This is a genomic window from Granulicella tundricola MP5ACTX9, from assembly GCF_000178975.2.
GTDB classification, from domain to species: Bacteria; Acidobacteriota; Terriglobia; order Terriglobales; family Acidobacteriaceae; genus Edaphobacter; species Edaphobacter tundricola.
The window spans coordinates 21,315-38,195 of record NC_015058.1 but is presented as its reverse complement, the minus strand read 5'-3'; the positions used below and the strand labels follow the sequence as shown (position 1 = coordinate 38,195).

The window sequence follows — 16,881 nt, the reverse complement described above, 5'->3', positions numbered from 1 at the left end:
CCCTGAACCGCTAGCGAACTACATCAACGTGCCCAACACCTTGCCAGGAGGCAAACCTCTCATGTCAGTCATCCTCACCGATCCAACCCCGGACACCCTCTCCACCCAGAGTGCCAAGCTTGTGGAGAACCGTTCTTCTGTCCTCACCAGCCGCCGTTGCGTCCTCTCCACCCTCGCAGTCGCAGGCGCAGCCACCGCCTTCTCAGGCAGCCTTGCCGGTTGTTCCAGCGATGGCTCCGTGCCCCTCGCTTCCAGCACTCCTTCCGTCCTGGACGTCCTCAACTTCGCCCTCAATCTTGAGTACCTCGAGGCCAGCTTCTACCTCTACGTCACCACAGGCACTGGGCTTTCCACAGCCGACATGGGCACCGGCGCAGGCAGCGTCACCGGCGGCGCCAAGGTCTCCTTCGTCAACCCCATCGTTGCGGCCGTAGCCAACCAGCTAGCCACTCATGAGCGCCAGCACGTTGAGTTCCTCCGCTCCACCATCACCGCCGTCGGCGGCACACCCGTTCCCATGCCCAGCATCAACCTCGCGGCAGGCGGCGCGGTCACCTCGGACGCGACCTTCCTTGCAGCCTCGCGTCAGTTGGAAGCTGTCGGCGTCAGTGCTTACATCGGCGGAGCCCAGTACCTCACCTCCAGCACCGCCGCTCTCACCTATGCAGCCCAGATCCTCGATACAGAGTCCCAGCATGCAGGCTTCATCCGCGAGCTCTGCATCGCTCTCGGCGTGACCTCCCCAGCCGTGGACTCTTTAGACCAGCCCCCCACCGCCACCCAGATCTTCAACACCAGCAACACAACGGGCCTTACCCCCGTCCGAACCACCTCGCAGGTCCTGCAGATCGTCTACGCCGCAGCCGGTCAGACCGGCGTCTCCAAGGGCGGCTTCTTCCCCAACGGCCTCAACGGAACCATCATCACCAGCTAACTCGACACAAACTTCGGTCCCGGCAACACCATTCAGGAGATTTAAATGAAGCAGCTTCTTCGCACCACAGCAATCACCCTCGTCGCGCTTGGCGCATCGGCAGCAAACGCCCAGTTCTATAAGGATGTCTTCAAGCCTTACGGAGCCAGCATCTCCGTTGGCGGCACCGGCCTCTTCTCCACGCCGCTTGATAGCAACCCAACCTCCGGCACCTTCAACGTGCCGCGCGTCGGTGGCGGCACCCTCAGCGAGACCGTTTCAAACCAGCATCAGGACACCACCTGGTCCGCAGGCTTCATCACCTCGCTACAGTTCCATCCCAAGCCCTGGGCCGGACTTGAGCTCAACTACGGATTCTCCCGTTTCTCGGAGGTCTACTCCTACAACTACTCCAGCACTCCCACCGTCCAGTCCTCCAAGGTCACGACGGATATGCATGAGTACACGGCCGCATACCAGTTCCACCCGAAACACATTCCCTTCCAGCCCTTCGTCAACGTCGGCGGCGGCTATGTGGAATTCGTTCCTGGAACGGCTTCAGGCCAGTTCCGCGAGACAGGCCTCCTTGAAGCCGGCTTCGACATCCCCACTCACACCAAGCACATCGGCTTCCGTATTGAAGGACGCTCCCTCTACTACCGCGCCCCGAACTTCGAGAATTCGGCCATCAGCACACGCAGCTGGCGTGTCACCACCGAACCTAGCATCAGCACCTACTACCGTTTTTAATTGCTTCAGTATCAACCAACCTGCCCTGGGCGGATGGTCAGTCCGCTCAGGGGTGCTGCTCTTGGATATGTTGTAAGGACCGCACTGGGGAATGTGCTGCGGCATTGCGAACCGGCCGAGACTTTTCGTAAACTCGATACTTTCGAGACGCGACACGGAAGCGTATCCGTCAAAAGATCACAAATCATGTTTCGTGACTCCAGTAGCGGAGGGGGAGGAAACCAATCCATCAGATACGGCTTCTCAGTTTTCCAGGGCAGTACGTTCGCCATGAGGTGTCTACGTGGCTGCGGTGTTGAGAGCATTCTTCTTCTATATTTTTCTTGTCTTTATCGTGCGCGTCGTGGGCCGGCGTCCAGGCAAGCAGATCACCCCGTTTGAGTTTGTGCTGGTTTTCTTCATGGGTGGTCTCGCGCTTACGGCGATGGTCGGCGACGATGCTTCGCTCACGAATGCCCTGCTTCAGATCATCACGATTGCCTTTGCGCATTATTGGGTTGCGTTTCTGCGTTCGCGTTCCAACCGGCTTGCGCGGCTTTTTGATGGCACTCCACTGATCCTGCTTGAAGACGGTCTGTGGAGAGCGGAGACACTCTCAAAGATGGGCATACAGGATGACGACGTGATGGCGACGGCGCGCGATCAGGGGATTCTCACGCTCGACCAGATTGACTTGGCCATCCTTGAACGTAACGGGGAGATCAGCATCGTGAAGAAGGAAGCAGAATGAGTAAGGTTGCGTTTCAGAGGCAAGTAGAAGACTCCGTCCCGAAGATCAACGACGAAGTTGCCGTTGGCGAAGATCTTGATTTCAGCGGACCTGGTGGAAGTTCGAGCGTGCTGTCTGGATCTTATTTGCGCTTCTGATCATGGCCGACCTTGCGGGTTTGTTTGGGCGTGGGCCGCTTGCAGATGCCACATTGATCAGCCCAGCCATGACGATCCACTTTGAACGCATCGAGCGCTCAGGCACGCCATCCATGCTGCACATCGACTTCAACCCGTCCGCCATACAGGAAGGGAAAATACAGCTTTTTGCGAGCGAAAGTATCGTCAATAAGCTTGGAGCTCAGCGCATCATTCCGTCGCCGGAGACGTCTGCCATTGGCGGTGGAGGCATCACCTACACCTTCCCTGCAACGGCTGTACCTGCAACCGTTACCTTTGCGCTGCAGCCTGACCGGCCGGGGGCGGCAAACTTCGAGCTTCAGGTTCCGGGAGCTTCGGCCGTACAGTCTCGTGTCTACATCGTCCCGTAAAGGCAGAGGTTTATGTCGACTATTATTCACGCCGCAGTGGGATATTTTTTTCTTCTACTGACGGTTCGCGTTCTGACCCGGCGCCCGGGAGCCCAGATGACACTGTTCGAGTTTGTTATCGTCTTCCTGATCGGCGGCGTGATTATCCTCGCGACCGTAGGTCATGACCGTTCCGTCACCAACTGTGCGATGGCGATTCTGACTGTAGGCCTTCTTCATCGATCCGTCTCCTATGCGAAGACGAAGTCCTCCACTTTCGGGGCTATCGTCGATGGTACGCCGCTGGTCGCGGTGAAGGATGGAGCCTGGCAAGCTGAGGTCATGACCGGCATGAGCCTGGCTCCGGAGGACATCATGGCCGCTGCCCGTCTCAAAGGTGTCAAGTCGATCTTCAACGTGAAGTACGCCGTCCTGGAGCGCAATGGTGCAATCAGCATCATCAAGGTGGAGAAGGAATAACGCCTATGACTGACACCATGAACAAAGCACGGCTGAGTGAGGATCGAGAGATCGAAACCGATCTGCCTCAGCGCATGGATCGCCTGCCCTGGTCCTCCTGGCATGTGCGCATCATCACGGCGCTTGGAACCTCCTGGCTTCTTGATGGACTGGAGGTGACGCTGGTCGGCTCTCTGTCTGGCATTCTTGAGAGCAAGCAAGGGCTTTCGCTCAGCGATCCTCAGGTCACTGCTGCCGCGACCACCTATCTGGCCGGAGCCGTAATCGGTGCGCTGCTTTTCGGCCATCTCACCGATCGTCTCGGCCGCAAGAAACTCTTTCTAGTGACGTTGGCAACATACTCTGTTGCCACGGTATGCACGGCGTTCTCGCATGGGTTTCTTTTCTTTGCTGTCTGCCGCTTTTTCACCGGGCTTGGGATCGGCGGGGAGTATGCGGCGATCAACTCCGCAGTCGACGAATTGATTCCGGGTAAGGTGCGCGGCACGGTGGATCTTTTCGTCAATGGGACTTTCTGGGTTGGAGCGTCGGTCGGTTCCGTCACTGCGCTCGTGCTCCTTGGGGGGAGTCTGTTCCCGCAAGCCACAAGTTGGCGTTACGCGTTCGGGATCGGCGGAGGCCTTGGGCTTCTTGTTCTGCTCCTTCGACTCGCGGTCCCTGAGAGTCCCCGTTGGTTGATGCTGCGAGGCCGTGAAGAAGAGGCAGAGACGATCGTCCGTGACGTCGAGCAGCGTGTAACAACCTCCTCCGGCAAGGCGCTGACTCGACCAGAAGGTGAGAAGCTGAAGATCACCTTTCGCGACCATACTCCATGGAAAGAGATCTTCGTGAACATGTTGGGTGAGAACCGCCAACGTTCTTTTCTTGGGCTTGCTCTGATGATTGCCCAATCATTCTTCTTCAACGCGGTCTTCTTCACGTACGCGCTTGTCGGCAAACGGTTCTTTCATGTGCCCGACCAAAAGCTTCCTTTGCAGCTCTTGCCGTTTGCGATCGCAAGTTTCCTCGGGCCGTTTGTGCTCGGCCCGCTTTTTGACAGAATTGGGCGTAAGCCGATGATCACCGCGACGTATGCCGTTGCTGGCATCCTGCTTGGCGCAATCTGCCTTCCCTTTGCCACGGGCTCGCTTGGACTCAGGGGGCTGGGCATCTGCTTCAGCATCATCTTCTTTGTTGCATCCTCAGCGGCGAGCGCAGCCTATCTGACGGTGTCCGAGATCTTTCCGCTGGAGATCCGCGCTTTTGCAATCGCCCTGTTCTATGCGATTGGGACCTGCATTGGAGGCGTGGGCGCTCCGCTGCTGTTTGGGGTGCTGATTCATACCGGCTCGAAGCCGGCGGTTGCCGCCGGATACGCGCTGGGTGCTGCTCTGATGGTTGGAGCCGCTGTGCTTGAGGCGATCATCGGGGTGGAAGCTGCGGGCAAAAGTCTTGAGTCAGTCTCCAAGCCATTGCAGAGCAAGTGATCGATCAGCCGGCACCCTGCGCGTCCTTCGCCGGCTTGCTGAGGAGGAAGGCGAACGGTACGCAGATGAGGCAGATAAAGCCGAAGTAGCGCAACACATCCACATAGGCATAGAGCTGCGCCTGCGCATTCAGTGTGGTGCTGGTGATGGAGAAACCTCGCAGCGTTGCGGTGTGGCCTGCGAGACCTGCATGAGCAGAGAGGCGCTGGCTGAGTAGAGTGAGTTGACGCCGAAGAATCCAGCTTGCGCCGGTATAGGTTCTGACCAGGTCGTTGCGATGGGACTGGAGGTGGCGCTGGGCGATGGTATTGGCCGCCGAGATGCCGATGGACCCGCCGACGTTTCTGAGGAAGTTGAAGATGCCGCTGGCGTTGCCCGTGCCCTTCTTGCCGACTGTTGCGAGGGCAACCTTGCTGAGTGGTACGAAGATCATGGCGAGGCCGATGCCGCTGACGGCGATGGGCCAGAACTCCGTGGATGGAGAGATATCGAGGGTGAGATCCGCGAGCCACAGCCCTGAGACTCCGAGGACTGCGAAGCCTGCGGCGACCATCCAGCGGGCGTCAAACTTGGAGACCAGCGCGCCGACGATGAGGGAGGCGGCCACACTGCCGAGACCGCGCGGGCTGACTGCAAAGCCGCTGGCGGTGGCACTATATCCGAGCAGCGTCTGATAGAAGACCGGCAGGATGGTGGTCAAGCCGTAGAGGACGGCGCCAAGGGCAAAGACGAGAGCGCAGCCGATGGCGAGGTTGCGGTCCGAGAAAGCGCGGAGATCGACGAGGGGCTTTTTGTGGCGGAACTCACGAATGAGGAAGAGAACGAAGGTGACGATGAGGATGCCGGCGGCCCAGCGAATGCGTGCGTCAGCGAACCAGTCGTCCTCCTGGCCTTTATCGAGGATGAACTGGAGGCAGCCGATCCAGAGACCGAGGAGGCCGAAGCCGATGCCATCGAAGGCTCCAGCTTTCTTGCCTTCAGGCTTGGAGTCAGGCAGGAATTTGCTCTGGAGGACGAGTGCAAGGATGCCAACGGGAATGTTGATGTAGAAGGCCCAGCGCCAGGAGAGGGTGTCGGTGAGATAGCCGCCGAAGGCTGGGCCGATGACGGGTGCGAGTACGACTCCGAGCGCGTAGACACCGAGGGCCTGGCCTTGCTTGGCGGGCGGAAAGCTTTCAAGGAGGATGGCCTGGGAGAGAGGCTGCAGGGCACCGCCGCCTGCGCCTTGAATAATTCTCGCCAGGAGGATGAAGGGGAGGGTGGGGGCAATGCCGCAGAGGAAAGACGCGAGGGTAAAGAGGGCAAGCGAGAACATGAGGAATCGCTTGCGGCCGAAGCGTTGCGCGAAGTAGTTGCTGGCGGGGAGGAAGACGGCGTTGGCGACGAGATAAACGGTTAGGACCCACTCGGCTTCATCCGTGGTGGAGGCGGTGCTGCCTGCAATGTAGGGTACGGCGACGCTGGCGATGGAGGTATCCATGACCTCCATGAAGGTAGCGATCATGACCGCCACCGCAATGAGCCATGGATTGGTGCCGCTGCCCTTGCCGCTACTCTCAGGCACTAATGATTCACCCAGACCTTTGGTTCAACGGACATGCCGGGAGCCAGGCGCTGCGCCCCGTCCTGTCCGGCGTTGATGCGGATGCGCACGGGGAGGCGCTGTACGACCTTGACGTAATTGCCGGTGGCGTTCTCCGGCGGGAGCAAACTATAGACCGCGCCGGTGCCGCCGGGGAGAGCTTCCACGTAGCCCTGGAACTTCTGCGAGAGCGCATCGACATAGATGGTGACGCCCTGGCCGGGATGCATGCGGCGGATCTCGGTCTCCTTGAAGTTGGCGGTGATCCAGATGTCGTTGGTCTGGGTGAGGGCGAAGAGCTCCTGGCCGGGTGCGACCTGGGTGGCGACCTGCACCTGCTTATCCCCGATGATGCCGTCCTCCGGTGCGTAGATGCGGGTGTACTCCAGATTGAGCTGGCTCTGGTCTGACTGGGCCTTGGCGGCAAGCTCGCTGGCCTTACGCTGGGCCAGCATCTCACGCTGCATCTGGATCTGGCGTGGCGTGTCCTGGCGGGCCTGGCGGGCTTGCTGCTTTGCGATCTCAAGCTGGGCTTCAGCCTGGGTGACGGACTTGTGGGCGGCCTCGGCTGAGTTGCGGCGGCTGGCGACAACCTCGGCCTGAGTGCGGCGTTCCGTGGCGCGCTGGTCGTACTGCTCGCGTGTGACCTCTTCCTTGACGACGAGCATGCCGTAGCGCTCTTCCTCGCGGATGGCGTTGCCCTCCTGGGCTTCGGCCTGGCGGAGGTCGGCGAGGGCGGAGCGGTAACGCTCTTCCGCCTGGGCGACCTGAGCTTCGTTGTTGATGACGTTGTAATCGCGGCTGATGACCTGGGTGTTCTGGTCGGTCGCGGTGATGCCTACGTTGGGAGACTGGGCGCGGACGGCGGCCTGGGATTGAGCGTAATTGGCGGCGGCCTGCTCCCTGGCGACCTGGTTGTCGCGGTCATCGAGCTCAACCAGAAGCTGACCTTTCTTCACGCGGAAGGTATTTTCAACGTAGACCTTGGAGACGATGCCGCTGATGCGGAAGCTGATGGGATCGGTGTGGCCGTCGATGAAGGCGTCGTCGGTGCTTTCGTAGCTATCGAGGTAATGAACCAGAAGGATGGTTGCGATGATGAGGATGATGACGCCCGCGATGATGGCGACGGTTGCGATGGGATGCTGACGGGTCCAGCCTTTGGTCTTCTTTTCCACTTCATGGACGCGCTCTTTGAGGGGAGGCTTTTCTTCTTTCTTATCGTCACCGTCTTTCTTCTCACCGTCTTTCTTGTCATCTCCGCCTTCTTCTTCTTCTTTGTCGTCTCCAACTTGATCGTCTTTCTTTTCTCCTTTCTTTTTGTCATCTTTCTTCTCTTCAGATTTTCTGCGGAGGTCGTTGAGCTCCGTGCGGAGGCGGGTTTGCTCGTCGTAGAGCATGCGGAGTGCGAGATCGGCGTGGGGCTCTGCGATGTGTCCGGCGCTGTGGCCGGTAGATAGGGCGGCGTCCATCATGGGGTGGGATTCGCCAGCCTCACTGGGGAGGAGATGGTCGGTTGGAATCTGGGGAAGCTGCGGAAGCTCTGGTGGTTGCTGGTCGGCCATCTAGGGTTTCCTCAGAAGTTGTGGCAGGGTTTGCTCGGCGTTGCCCATGGCGCGGGCCAGAGCGACCTTGGCAAGATTGTGCTCGAAGACGGCGGTGATGGAGTCGTCGTCCGCCTGGACAACGGACTGTTCGGCCTGAACGAGTTCGACGGTATCGGCGACGCCGGCGGTGAAGCGATCGCGTGACTGCTCGAGGGTTTCGCGTGCGAGGGTGGCGTTGCTCTGGGCGACGCCCACCTGGTCGGCGGCGGAGTCAAGATCGATGAAGGCCTGGCGGACATCTTCGTCGACTTGGCCGCGAAGGTCGTCGAACTCTGCCTTGCGCTGGCGGAGGACGGCCTTGGTCTGGACGATCTCGCCGTGGATGCGGCCGCCTTCGTAGATGGGAACAGTCAGCGTGCCGGAGACGGTGTAGACGCTGGTGGAGTGGTTGGTGGGGGTGATGCCGGCGGCGCCGAAGTCCGCGCTGATGCCGAGGGAGGGGAGGCGCTCTGCGTGTGCGGCTTTGACAGCCAGTTCGGCGGCTCGGACGTCGGAGGCTGCGGCCTGGAGATCGGAGCGTTCGGACTCGGCTCTTTTGAGGGCATCTTCTTCAAGGACGAGGGTGACGGGGGTAAAGGCGTATTGTTCGCCGGTGGTGAAGCGTTGGCCGAGGGGGAGGCCGATGATGCGGGCAAGACGGAGGCTTTGGGTTTGCTGGTCGGCCTTCAAGGAGCGGAGGCGCTGTTGCTGGGTCTGGAGTTGCACAAGCGAGCGGTCCGCGTCGACGCGGGTGGCTAGACCCGCGGCGCGGCGGTCTGCGGCTTGCTGGTAGATGGCGCGGAAGGTTTTCACCTGAGAGTCCGACGCTTCGACCCGGGCGCGGGTGGCGAGCAACTGGAGATAGGACCCGGCTACCGCGAGAACAATCAGATCGCGCGTATTGCGGGCTGCCTTGATGTTGGCCTGGACGTTTTCCGACGCGCCCTGAACGTTTCTAATTCTGACGAGATCAAAGAGAGACTGTTGGAGGCGCACGGCGCGGGCGTCGTAGTAGTTGAACTTTGAGGTGGTGGGGATGCTGGGGAGACTAACGCCGAGGGTGCGAAGGTTCTCCTTTTCAAAGACCTCGCTGACGACGGTGTTCACCTGTGGGAGGAGTTGGCTTTTTGCGACGGCACGCTGGCCCTGCGCTTGCTCGGTTGCGGCGGATTGGCTGAGTGCGCCGAGGTTCGTTCGGAGACCCATGGCGAGGGCAGACTCAAGAGTCAGGGGGAGAACGTCGGGTGAGGCTACGCCGGTTGGAACGCTGCCGCTATATGGGACCGGAACCGTGACGGAACTGTCGATGGTGACGACCGAGTTCCCTCCCCCGGAGTTGGTGGTGCGCTGCATGACCGTGACATCGCCGGCCTGAGAGGAGCGGCCGGAGAGAGGGAGTTGGACTGCTCGGGTGGGCTCAACCGGCATCTCCGACGGGCTCTGCGCAGGCAGAGCACGCAAGCCCGCGCACAGCAGCAAAGCGGCTGAGAGTTTCACCAATGCAACGCGCTGAATGGAGCTGTGTGGCAGACGAAACATCCTTCTCCTCAGGCGTGGGGCAGAGCCATGCCGACTGGAAGTCCTAAAGAGCCAGAAAAACTGATTGGGCCGTAGGATGCGTCGTGGCTGAAATACGTTCCTCCTCGAAGAGGGCCATGTTGCGAAATCTCAAATATCGATTTCAGGCCAGTGACAGGCCGGTCAGCGGGGAAACCCCGGAACCATCGCGGCGCGTCTACACGACGGCAGAAGCGTTGGAGGATACGGATGAATGCATCGGATGTTTTGGTAGAGCGGCTCCTGGCATGGGGCGTGGACACCTTCTTCGGTTTGCCTGGGGATGGCATCAACGGGGTGATGGAATCGCTGCGAAAGGCCCAGGACAAGATCCGCTTCATCCATGTGCGGCATGAGGAGTCTGCTGCATTCATGGCATGCGCGTATGCGAAGTTCACTGGACGTTTGGGTGTATGTCTTGCGACCTCAGGTCCAGGTGGGATCCACCTGCTGAACGGACTATACGACGCAAAGATGGACCAGCAACCGGTGCTCGCGATAACGGGGATGCAGTTTACTGACGTCACCAACACTTTTGGGCAGCAGGACGTGGAGTTGGACAAGTTGTTCATGGATGTTTGTGTGTACAACACGCGTGTAATGAGTGCCTCTCACATGGAGCCTGCAGCTGACCTTGCAGTGCGGACCGCGATTATGAAGCGCGGTGTGGCCCACCTGACGATCCCGATCGATATCCAGATACAGGATGTGAAGATAGCGGAGCGGTCCGATCGTAACGTGGCACATCACACATCGACCAACTCTGCCATCAGCGGGAACCTGCCGCAGGCGAACGAATTGAAGCTGGCTGCAGACCTAATCAACCATGGCAAGCGCATTGCGATCATGGCGGGGCAAGGTGCACTTCATGCAACTGACGAGTTGCTGCAACTGGCGGAGCTGATGGGTGCGCCGATCATCAAGCCACTGCTGGGCAAGGGAGTGATTCCGGATGAATCGCCTTATACGACTGGCGGCATTGGGCTGCTGGGAACTAAGCCTTCTCAGGATGTTATCGAGAATTGCGACACGCTGATTATGGTGGGGACTTCGTATCCATACATGGAGTATCTTCCGAAGCCGGGCGATGCGAAGTGCATCCAGATCGATGCGAACGCGCAGCGGATTGGGCTGCGGTATCCAGCGGATGTGGGGCTCGTTGGAGACTCGAAGAAGACTTTGCAGATGTTGCTGCCAATGTTGAAGAAGAACAGCTATCGCAAGTTTCTGGAGAGAGCCCAGGAAGACATGAAAGATTGGATCAAGACCTTGGAAAAAGAGGGGACCAATCCCGCCAAACCCATGAAGCCGCAGGTGGTTGGATGGGAGTTGGGTAAGCGTGCGAAGGAGAACGCTATCATCGTCTCCGACTCCGGTACGAATACGACGGTTTGGGCGCGGTACATGCTCTCGAAGCAGGGCCAACAGCACTCATGCTCGGGTAATCTCGCGACGATGGCTTGCGGAATGCCTTATGCGATTGCGGCGCAGGTTGCGTTTCCGGACCGGCAGGTCATCGGAGTGGTGGGTGACGGCGGGTTCACGATGCTGATGGGCGAGATCATCACGGCGGTGACGTACAAGCTGCCGATCAAGCTGGTGATCATAAAGAACAACACGCTGGGACAGATCAAATGGGAGCAGATGGTCTTCGAGGGAAACCCTGAGTATCAGTGTGATCTTCTGCCCATTGACTTTGTTGCGCTGGCCAGGGCGGTAGGGGCGGAAGGTGTGCGTATCGACGACCAGGCGACAGCGGGCGAGATGCTGGACAAGGCACTCGCGATGCCCGGGCCGGTGATCATTGAAGCAGTAGTCGATCCATTTACGGCAATGTTGCCGCCAAAGATCACGCCAACTCAGGCCTTGCACTTTTCTGAATCGTTGATGAAGGGCGAACCAAACCGGATGAAGATTGCGCTGACTGCGGCGAGTGATACGGTTCGGCAGATTATCTGATGAACAGGCGGCTTCAAATTCACAACACCCGTGCCTCCGCCTTCACTATCCCCACGGATGGACCGGAGGCGGACGGCACGTTTGCATGGGACAGCACGACGTTGATAGTTGTGGAGATTAGCGTGGGCGGCAAGGAAGGGATCGGCTATACGTACTCGCATGCGGTGACGGCATCGTTGGCTCTGGACCTGATGCAGAAGACGGTTGAAGGCGCGGACCCGTTTGAGACCTCTGCATTATTTGTGAAGATGCGAAGGATGCAGCGGAACTACGGCAGCCAGGGGATTGCGGCGACCGCGCTTTCTGCGATCGATATGGCACTCTGGGATTTGAAGGCGAAGCTGTTGGATCTGCCACTCGTGAATCTGCTGGGCCGCATACGCGAGAAGACGCCGGTATATGTGTCAGGTGGCTTTACGACGTACACAGACTCGCAGTTGTCGAAGCAGTTGGCTGGTTGGGTGGAACAGGGAATTCCGCGGGTGAAGATGAAGATCGGCACGCATCCAGACAAGGATGTTGGGCGCGTGAAGACTGCACGTAGGGCGATCGGTGCAGAGGCTGAGTTGTTTGTTGATGCGAATGGGGCGTATACGCGAAAGCAAGCTCTGGACTTCGCGTATACGTTCCATTCCGAGTATGGCGTGAACTGGTTTGAGGAGCCCGTGAGTTCGGATGATCTTGCTGGGCTCCGTCTGCTCCGGGATCAGGGCCCGGGCGGGATGGAGATTGCGGCGGGTGAGTATGCGTGGCGTGAGTTTGAGTTGCGGGCGATGCTTGAGGCCGGTGCGGTAGATGTCCTGCAGGCGGATGCTACGCGGTGCGGCGGGGTAACGGGCTTCATGGCTGCGGCCGCCCTTGCAGAAGCGCATGACGTGCCGCTCTCTGCTCATTGCGGGCCCACGGCTCATTTGCATCTCGCGTGTGCCGCGAAGCCACTTCGTCACGTTGAGTATTTCCACGATCATGCGCGCATTGAAGCCATGTTGTTCGATGGTTTTCGCTCGCCTGTGAATGGGGATATGGAGCCTGACCTGAGCCGTCCGGGTCTGGGTTTCTATTTCAAACATCAAGACGCTGAACCGTATCGAACCGCCTGAGAGATATATGATCTACGATCTCGCACAGCCCTTATATAACAACGGACCACAATTTCCGGATCAGCCGCCTAATTCGATCCGTTACTACCAACGTGCGGTGGTGAAGGGTGCGACGGTAGAACGTCTGGAGATCATGACGCATTCAGGCTCGCATGTGGATGCGCCGTTTCACTACAAGCCGCAGCTGCCTACGATCAGCGAGTTGCCGCTTTCACATTTTTACGGACCGTGCGTTGGGCTCGATCTGCGTCCCGTTGAGGCCTGTCATGCAATCGATGCGGATGACCTGCAAAAGCATGAGACGTTGATCACAGAGGGTGTGTTTCTCTTGCTTAAGACAGGGTGGGGCGATCGCCGTGCGAACACGAAGGAGTTCCTGACGGACTGGCCTTATATGTCGGGCGATGGTGCACGATACCTCGTGGAGCGGGGGATTAAGGGGTTGGGCATCGACGTGCTTTCAACAGGTGGCTACCCGGATGAACATGCTGAGGCCGATGCTCATCTGGAGCTTTTAGGCGCCCAGAAATTGCTGCTGGAAGACATTCATATTCCAGATGAATTGCTGGATGGGCGGCACAGGCACTTCGCGGCCTTCCCCATTTTGATTGCGAATGCCGGTGGCTCCTGGGTGCGCCCTGTGGTGTGGGATACAGGCGATCTCGATGGCGCGCAGCCTGCGACGGAGCTACGGACGGAGCTTCCGCCCAGCGTAGCCGGCCTGATCGCACTGGAGCGTGATACGAGATGATGGAGACTTCTCCGGATGCATTGGTAAAGCTGGTACCTGCGCCACTTCGTAAGCCTGCGGATGTGATGTTAAGTCACATTCAACATGGGACGTTTCAGCGTTCGATGTCGCTGCTGGTGTTTGGGACGAGCATGGTCAGCGGGATGGAGGTGGCGTATGAACACTATCGCGGGGGCTACTCGAACCCAGTGATGTACTCGCCTGTGATCCTCTCCGGGGTGTTATCAATTGCGGGAGTTGCGGGGTTCTTCAGCCGGCGCATGGCTAAGACGTTTCTGCGTTGTACGAGCTGGATTACGCTGGCGGATGGGCTGATCGGGTTTGGGTTTCATGTGCGGGGAATCGGGCGAAAGCCGGGTGGGTGGCGCATGCCGATCGTCAACCTGGTGATGGGCCCACCGGTGTTTGCGCCGCTGCTGTTTGGGACCAGCGCTTATCTGGGCGTGATCGCCTCTTACCTGCAGCGCGAAGAGGATCATGGCTGGAAGGGCCGGACGATCGAAGCGCGGACCGCTCTTCGCAAGCCGGACTTCCGGGATGATATCCGCGTGGGGCGCTTTCAGAAGCATCTTTGCGTTGTGACTGCTATTGGGACGCTGGCTTCGGGGGCTGAGGCCTGGTACTCACACTACAAGAACAACTTCAAGTACAAGGTTCAGTGGTCGCCGATTATCCTGACGCCCTTGCTGGCGGGCGCGGCGCTGGCCTCGATCCCAAGCAAACGGGTTGCGAATACGCTCCTGCCGGTCGCGGCGGGGATGGCGATGCTGAACGGGGTGATTGGGACGGGGTATCACATAAGGGGAATCCTACGGCGGTCCGGTGGAAGCAAGAAGCCGCTCTACAACATTTTGTATGGCCCACCGATCTTTGCCCCGATGCTGTTTGCCGCATGCGGGATGCTGGGGATGATGGCGTACCTGATGCGCCGGGAGCGTCGTTGATATGTCTGAACTTCCGATCGATCTGGGCACTGGAAAGCCAATGCCTCCACGCGAGCAGCCGGGGTACTATCCGGGTTTCAGCACCGTGAGCCAAAAGGCTTATTGGGATGCCGCAACAAGGGCCGTGGTGCTTAGAAGGCTTGAGCAGCCGAAGCCGCTGAGGTTCTTTACGGCGGCTGAGGCGGTGACGATGGAGGCGGTTACAGCTCGGGTCATGCCGCAAGAGGATCGGATAGCTTCGCGTCGAATTCCTGTGCTGGCTGGAATTGATGAGAGGCTGGCTGAGAACCGGATCGATGGCTACCGGTATGAGGACATGCCGGCTGACCAAGAGGCGTATCGGCTCGGAGTACTGGCGTTTGAAACGATGGCGCAGGAGCAGCACGCAGGGCCATTTGCAGGCCTGACCGTGATGCAGCAGGAGGAGTTGCTGAAGTCACTGAACGAAGGCAAGCCGTTTGCGGCGAAGGAGCTTTGGGCGGGGATGAATGTGCAGCGGTTCTGGTCGATGCTCGTGGGAGATTGCTGCGCGGTTTACTATGCGCATCCGTGGGCATGGGATGAGATTGGATTCGGCGGGCCTTCTTACCCGAGAGGGTATATGCGGCTGGAAGGTGGAGAGCCTGAGCCGTGGGAGGTTGAAGAGCAGCGCTATGAGTGGGCTCCACCACCGGATACTTTGTCTGCTGAAGAGCAAGGAAGCGAACATACGCATGCCGAGAACACACCAGGACAGGGAGGGACGCATTGAGCTTCCCGCATGATGACAAGCCGCTATTTGGTGAGTTCGACCCACCCAAAGATGGACAGCACATGCTCGGGTCCATGCAAAAGATTACCATTCCACGGCGCAGGTTTACGGACGATGAGGTCCTTGACTTCGTGATCGTGGGGGTTGGGTCTGCCGGCGGCGTCTTGCTGCAGAGGCTGGCTCGTGCCGGGTTTGAGGTTGTAGGGTTTGAGAGCGGGCCGTTCTGGGATACGGAGCGGGACTGGGTCTCGGATGAGGCTGGCTCCCACGGGCTCTACTGGAATGATCTCCGCATCACAGGTGGCGAGCATCCACTGGCGCTGGGCGCAAACAATAGTGGGCGCGGAGTCGGGGCGGGTCGGTGCATTGGCCTCGTTTGTACCCCGCTTTCATCCATCTGACTTTGAGGTTTATACACGGGATGGTGTGGGAGCGGACTGGCCGATCGACTATGCGGACATTGAGCCTTACTACCAGTTGCTCGAGCGGGAGATGCCTGTTGCAGGACCAGCTTGGTATCCATGGGGTAAGCCACATGGCCATCCATACGGTCCACATCCCATGGGCGGCGTGGGCGATACTCTGATCAAGGGCTGCACGCGCCTGGGAATTCCAGTCTCCGCCGGCGGACCCGTGGCGATTCTCTCCGCATCGCATGGAAACCGGCCGCACTGCATCTATCGCGGCTTCTGCATCCAGGGATGCAAGGTTGGTGCCAAGGCTTCTACGCTAATCACGCATGTGCCCGACGCACTGAAGTGTGGCGCGGAGATACGCGACCACTCCATGGTCTCGCGGATCTCCGTAGGTGCGGATGGGCGCAGCGATGGGGTCTTCTACTTCGACCGTGAAGGGAGGGAGCGGTTTCAGCGGGCGCGTTGCGTGATCGTCAGTGGGTATGCGATCGAGACGCCTAGGCTGCTGTTGAACTCGGCGTGTCCGGGACATGAGGGAGGGCTCGCGAACTCCTCCGGTACGCTGGGCAAATACCTAATGGCGCAGGCCGGAAATGTGATTCTGGGACGTTTCGAGGAACTGATACGCATGTACAAGGCCCCACCCGCGCATGCGCTGACGGAGGAATTTTATGAGACCGATCCCAAGCGCGATTTCGCGCGAGGGTTCGCAGTGCAGACGGTCGGGCCGTTGCCCATTGCGTTCGCAAAACAGATCATGGCGGCGAAGCAGACATGGGGCTGGGGACTGCGCCGGAACATGATGGACTACAACCATTGGTCCGCACTGGGTCTGCTTGGTGAGATTCTGCCTTGGGAGGATAATCGCGTCGAGCTTGCAACCGGTGCCGATGAGAAAGACCGGTTCGGGCTGCCGGTGGCAAAGGTAACGTTCTCCCTAAAGGACAACGACAAGAGGATGATCGAGTTCGGCAAAAACAAGGTGATGGAAATCATGGCTGCGGCGGGGGCGAGGGAGATCGTTCAGGAGGCCCGGTATGCGCATCTGGTTGGTGCAGCACGGATGTCGGCTACTCCAGAGACGGGAGTGTGCGATAAGTTTGGACGGACCTGGGACGTCGAAAACCTCTTCGTAATGGATGGCTCGGTCATGCCCACGCAGGGCTCAGCAAACCCTGGCCTCACGATCCAAGCTCTCGCAGCGAGGACCGCAGACTACTTGATCTCGAACCATGAATCTATCTTTGCCGGCGGAGGCCGTAATTTGATCCCCCCCGCCATTCGTACCTCGCTTTCCCCACCAGGAACCTTCGGCCGCGGAGTGCCGCACATCTAAGTTTTGTGGATACTAAATCCTCGTTTTGGACCGGCCGCAGAGTTGTGCTTTG

At 59.2% G+C, this 16,881-nt stretch carries 16 protein-coding genes; 13 read left to right on the top strand and 3 right to left on the bottom strand.

From position 1 onward, the window contains the following. The first annotated feature begins 61 nt into the window (after positions 1-61). The 6 genes from ACIX9_RS21595 (at position 62) to ACIX9_RS21570 (ending at position 4,847) form a co-directional block, all read left to right on the top strand. The gene (locus tag ACIX9_RS21595) at positions 62-934 is read left to right on the top strand and encodes a ferritin-like domain-containing protein (RefSeq protein WP_013573011.1); all 873 of its coding nucleotides are present in this window, start codon (positions 62-64) and stop codon (positions 932-934) included. A gap of 45 nt (positions 935-979) precedes the next feature. Further along, positions 980-1,663, top strand: coding sequence for a hypothetical protein (locus tag ACIX9_RS21590; protein ID WP_013573010.1), 684 nt, complete (start codon positions 980-982; stop codon positions 1,661-1,663). A 283-nt stretch (positions 1,664-1,946) separates the two neighbouring features. Next, entirely contained in the window at positions 1,947-2,393 is a 447-nt protein-coding gene (locus tag ACIX9_RS21585) for a DUF421 domain-containing protein (protein WP_013573009.1), read from the top strand. Positions 2,394-2,532: 139 nt separating this feature from the next. Continuing rightward, a complete protein-coding gene (locus ACIX9_RS21580; protein ID WP_041598160.1) occupies positions 2,533-2,922 on the top strand; it encodes a hypothetical protein in 390 nt (129 codons plus the stop codon). Between the two features lie 96 nt (positions 2,923-3,018). Continuing rightward, a complete protein-coding gene (locus tag ACIX9_RS21575) occupies positions 3,019-3,381 on the top strand; it encodes a DUF421 domain-containing protein (RefSeq protein WP_041598091.1) in 363 nt (120 codons plus the stop codon). Between the two features lie 5 nt (positions 3,382-3,386). Then, a complete protein-coding gene (locus ACIX9_RS21570; RefSeq protein ID WP_013573007.1) occupies positions 3,387-4,847 on the top strand; it encodes an MFS transporter in 1,461 nt (486 codons plus the stop codon). Positions 4,848-4,851: 4 nt separating this feature from the next. Here the strand turns inward: ACIX9_RS21570 and ACIX9_RS21565 are convergent, their stop codons facing one another. From ACIX9_RS21565 to ACIX9_RS21555, 3 genes are read right to left on the bottom strand one after another with little or no spacing between them, the layout of a single operon-like run. Further along, positions 4,852-6,411 carry a DHA2 family efflux MFS transporter permease subunit gene (locus ACIX9_RS21565; protein ID WP_013573006.1) on the bottom strand — a complete coding sequence of 520 codons (1,560 nt, stop codon included), beginning with the start codon at positions 6,409-6,411 and terminating at the stop codon, positions 4,852-4,854. Next, positions 6,411-7,994, bottom strand: coding sequence for an HlyD family secretion protein (locus tag ACIX9_RS21560; RefSeq protein WP_013573005.1), 1,584 nt, complete (start codon positions 7,992-7,994; stop codon positions 6,411-6,413). The genes ACIX9_RS21565 and ACIX9_RS21560 overlap by 1 nt, the downstream gene beginning before the upstream one ends. Then, positions 7,995-9,554, bottom strand: coding sequence for a TolC family protein (locus ACIX9_RS21555; RefSeq protein ID WP_013573004.1), 1,560 nt, complete (start codon positions 9,552-9,554; stop codon positions 7,995-7,997). Positions 9,555-9,782: 228 nt separating this feature from the next. Between ACIX9_RS21555 and ACIX9_RS21550 the strand changes: the two genes are divergently transcribed. From ACIX9_RS21550 to ACIX9_RS21525, 7 genes are all read left to right on the top strand, one after another. Further along, positions 9,783-11,531 carry a thiamine pyrophosphate-dependent enzyme gene (locus tag ACIX9_RS21550; protein WP_013573003.1) on the top strand — a complete coding sequence of 583 codons (1,749 nt, stop codon included), beginning with the start codon at positions 9,783-9,785 and terminating at the stop codon, positions 11,529-11,531. Beyond that, positions 11,531-12,631, top strand: a complete 1,101-nt coding sequence (locus ACIX9_RS21545) for an enolase C-terminal domain-like protein (protein ID WP_013573002.1) — start codon at positions 11,531-11,533, stop codon at positions 12,629-12,631. Before ACIX9_RS21550 ends, ACIX9_RS21545 begins: the two co-directional genes overlap by 1 nt. A gap of 7 nt (positions 12,632-12,638) precedes the next feature. After that, entirely contained in the window at positions 12,639-13,382 is a 744-nt protein-coding gene (locus ACIX9_RS21540; RefSeq protein WP_013573001.1) for a cyclase family protein, read from the top strand. Continuing rightward, positions 13,379-14,326 (top strand): hypothetical protein, encoded by a 948-nt coding sequence (locus ACIX9_RS21535; protein WP_013573000.1) that lies wholly within the window; start codon positions 13,379-13,381, stop codon positions 14,324-14,326. The genes ACIX9_RS21540 and ACIX9_RS21535 overlap by 4 nt, the downstream gene beginning before the upstream one ends. 1 nt (position 14,327) lies before the next feature. After that, positions 14,328-15,077: a gluconate 2-dehydrogenase subunit 3 family protein gene (locus ACIX9_RS21530; RefSeq protein WP_013572999.1), complete on the top strand. Its 750-nt coding sequence runs from the start codon at positions 14,328-14,330 to the stop codon at positions 15,075-15,077. Positions 15,078-15,151: 74 nt separating this feature from the next. Further along, positions 15,152-15,478, top strand: a complete 327-nt coding sequence (locus tag ACIX9_RS27205) for a hypothetical protein (RefSeq protein WP_232298972.1) — start codon at positions 15,152-15,154, stop codon at positions 15,476-15,478. Continuing rightward, positions 15,444-16,829, top strand: coding sequence for a GMC family oxidoreductase (locus ACIX9_RS21525; RefSeq protein ID WP_232298971.1), 1,386 nt, complete (start codon positions 15,444-15,446; stop codon positions 16,827-16,829). Before ACIX9_RS27205 ends, ACIX9_RS21525 begins: the two co-directional genes overlap by 35 nt. The last annotated feature ends 52 nt before the right edge of the window (positions 16,830-16,881 follow it).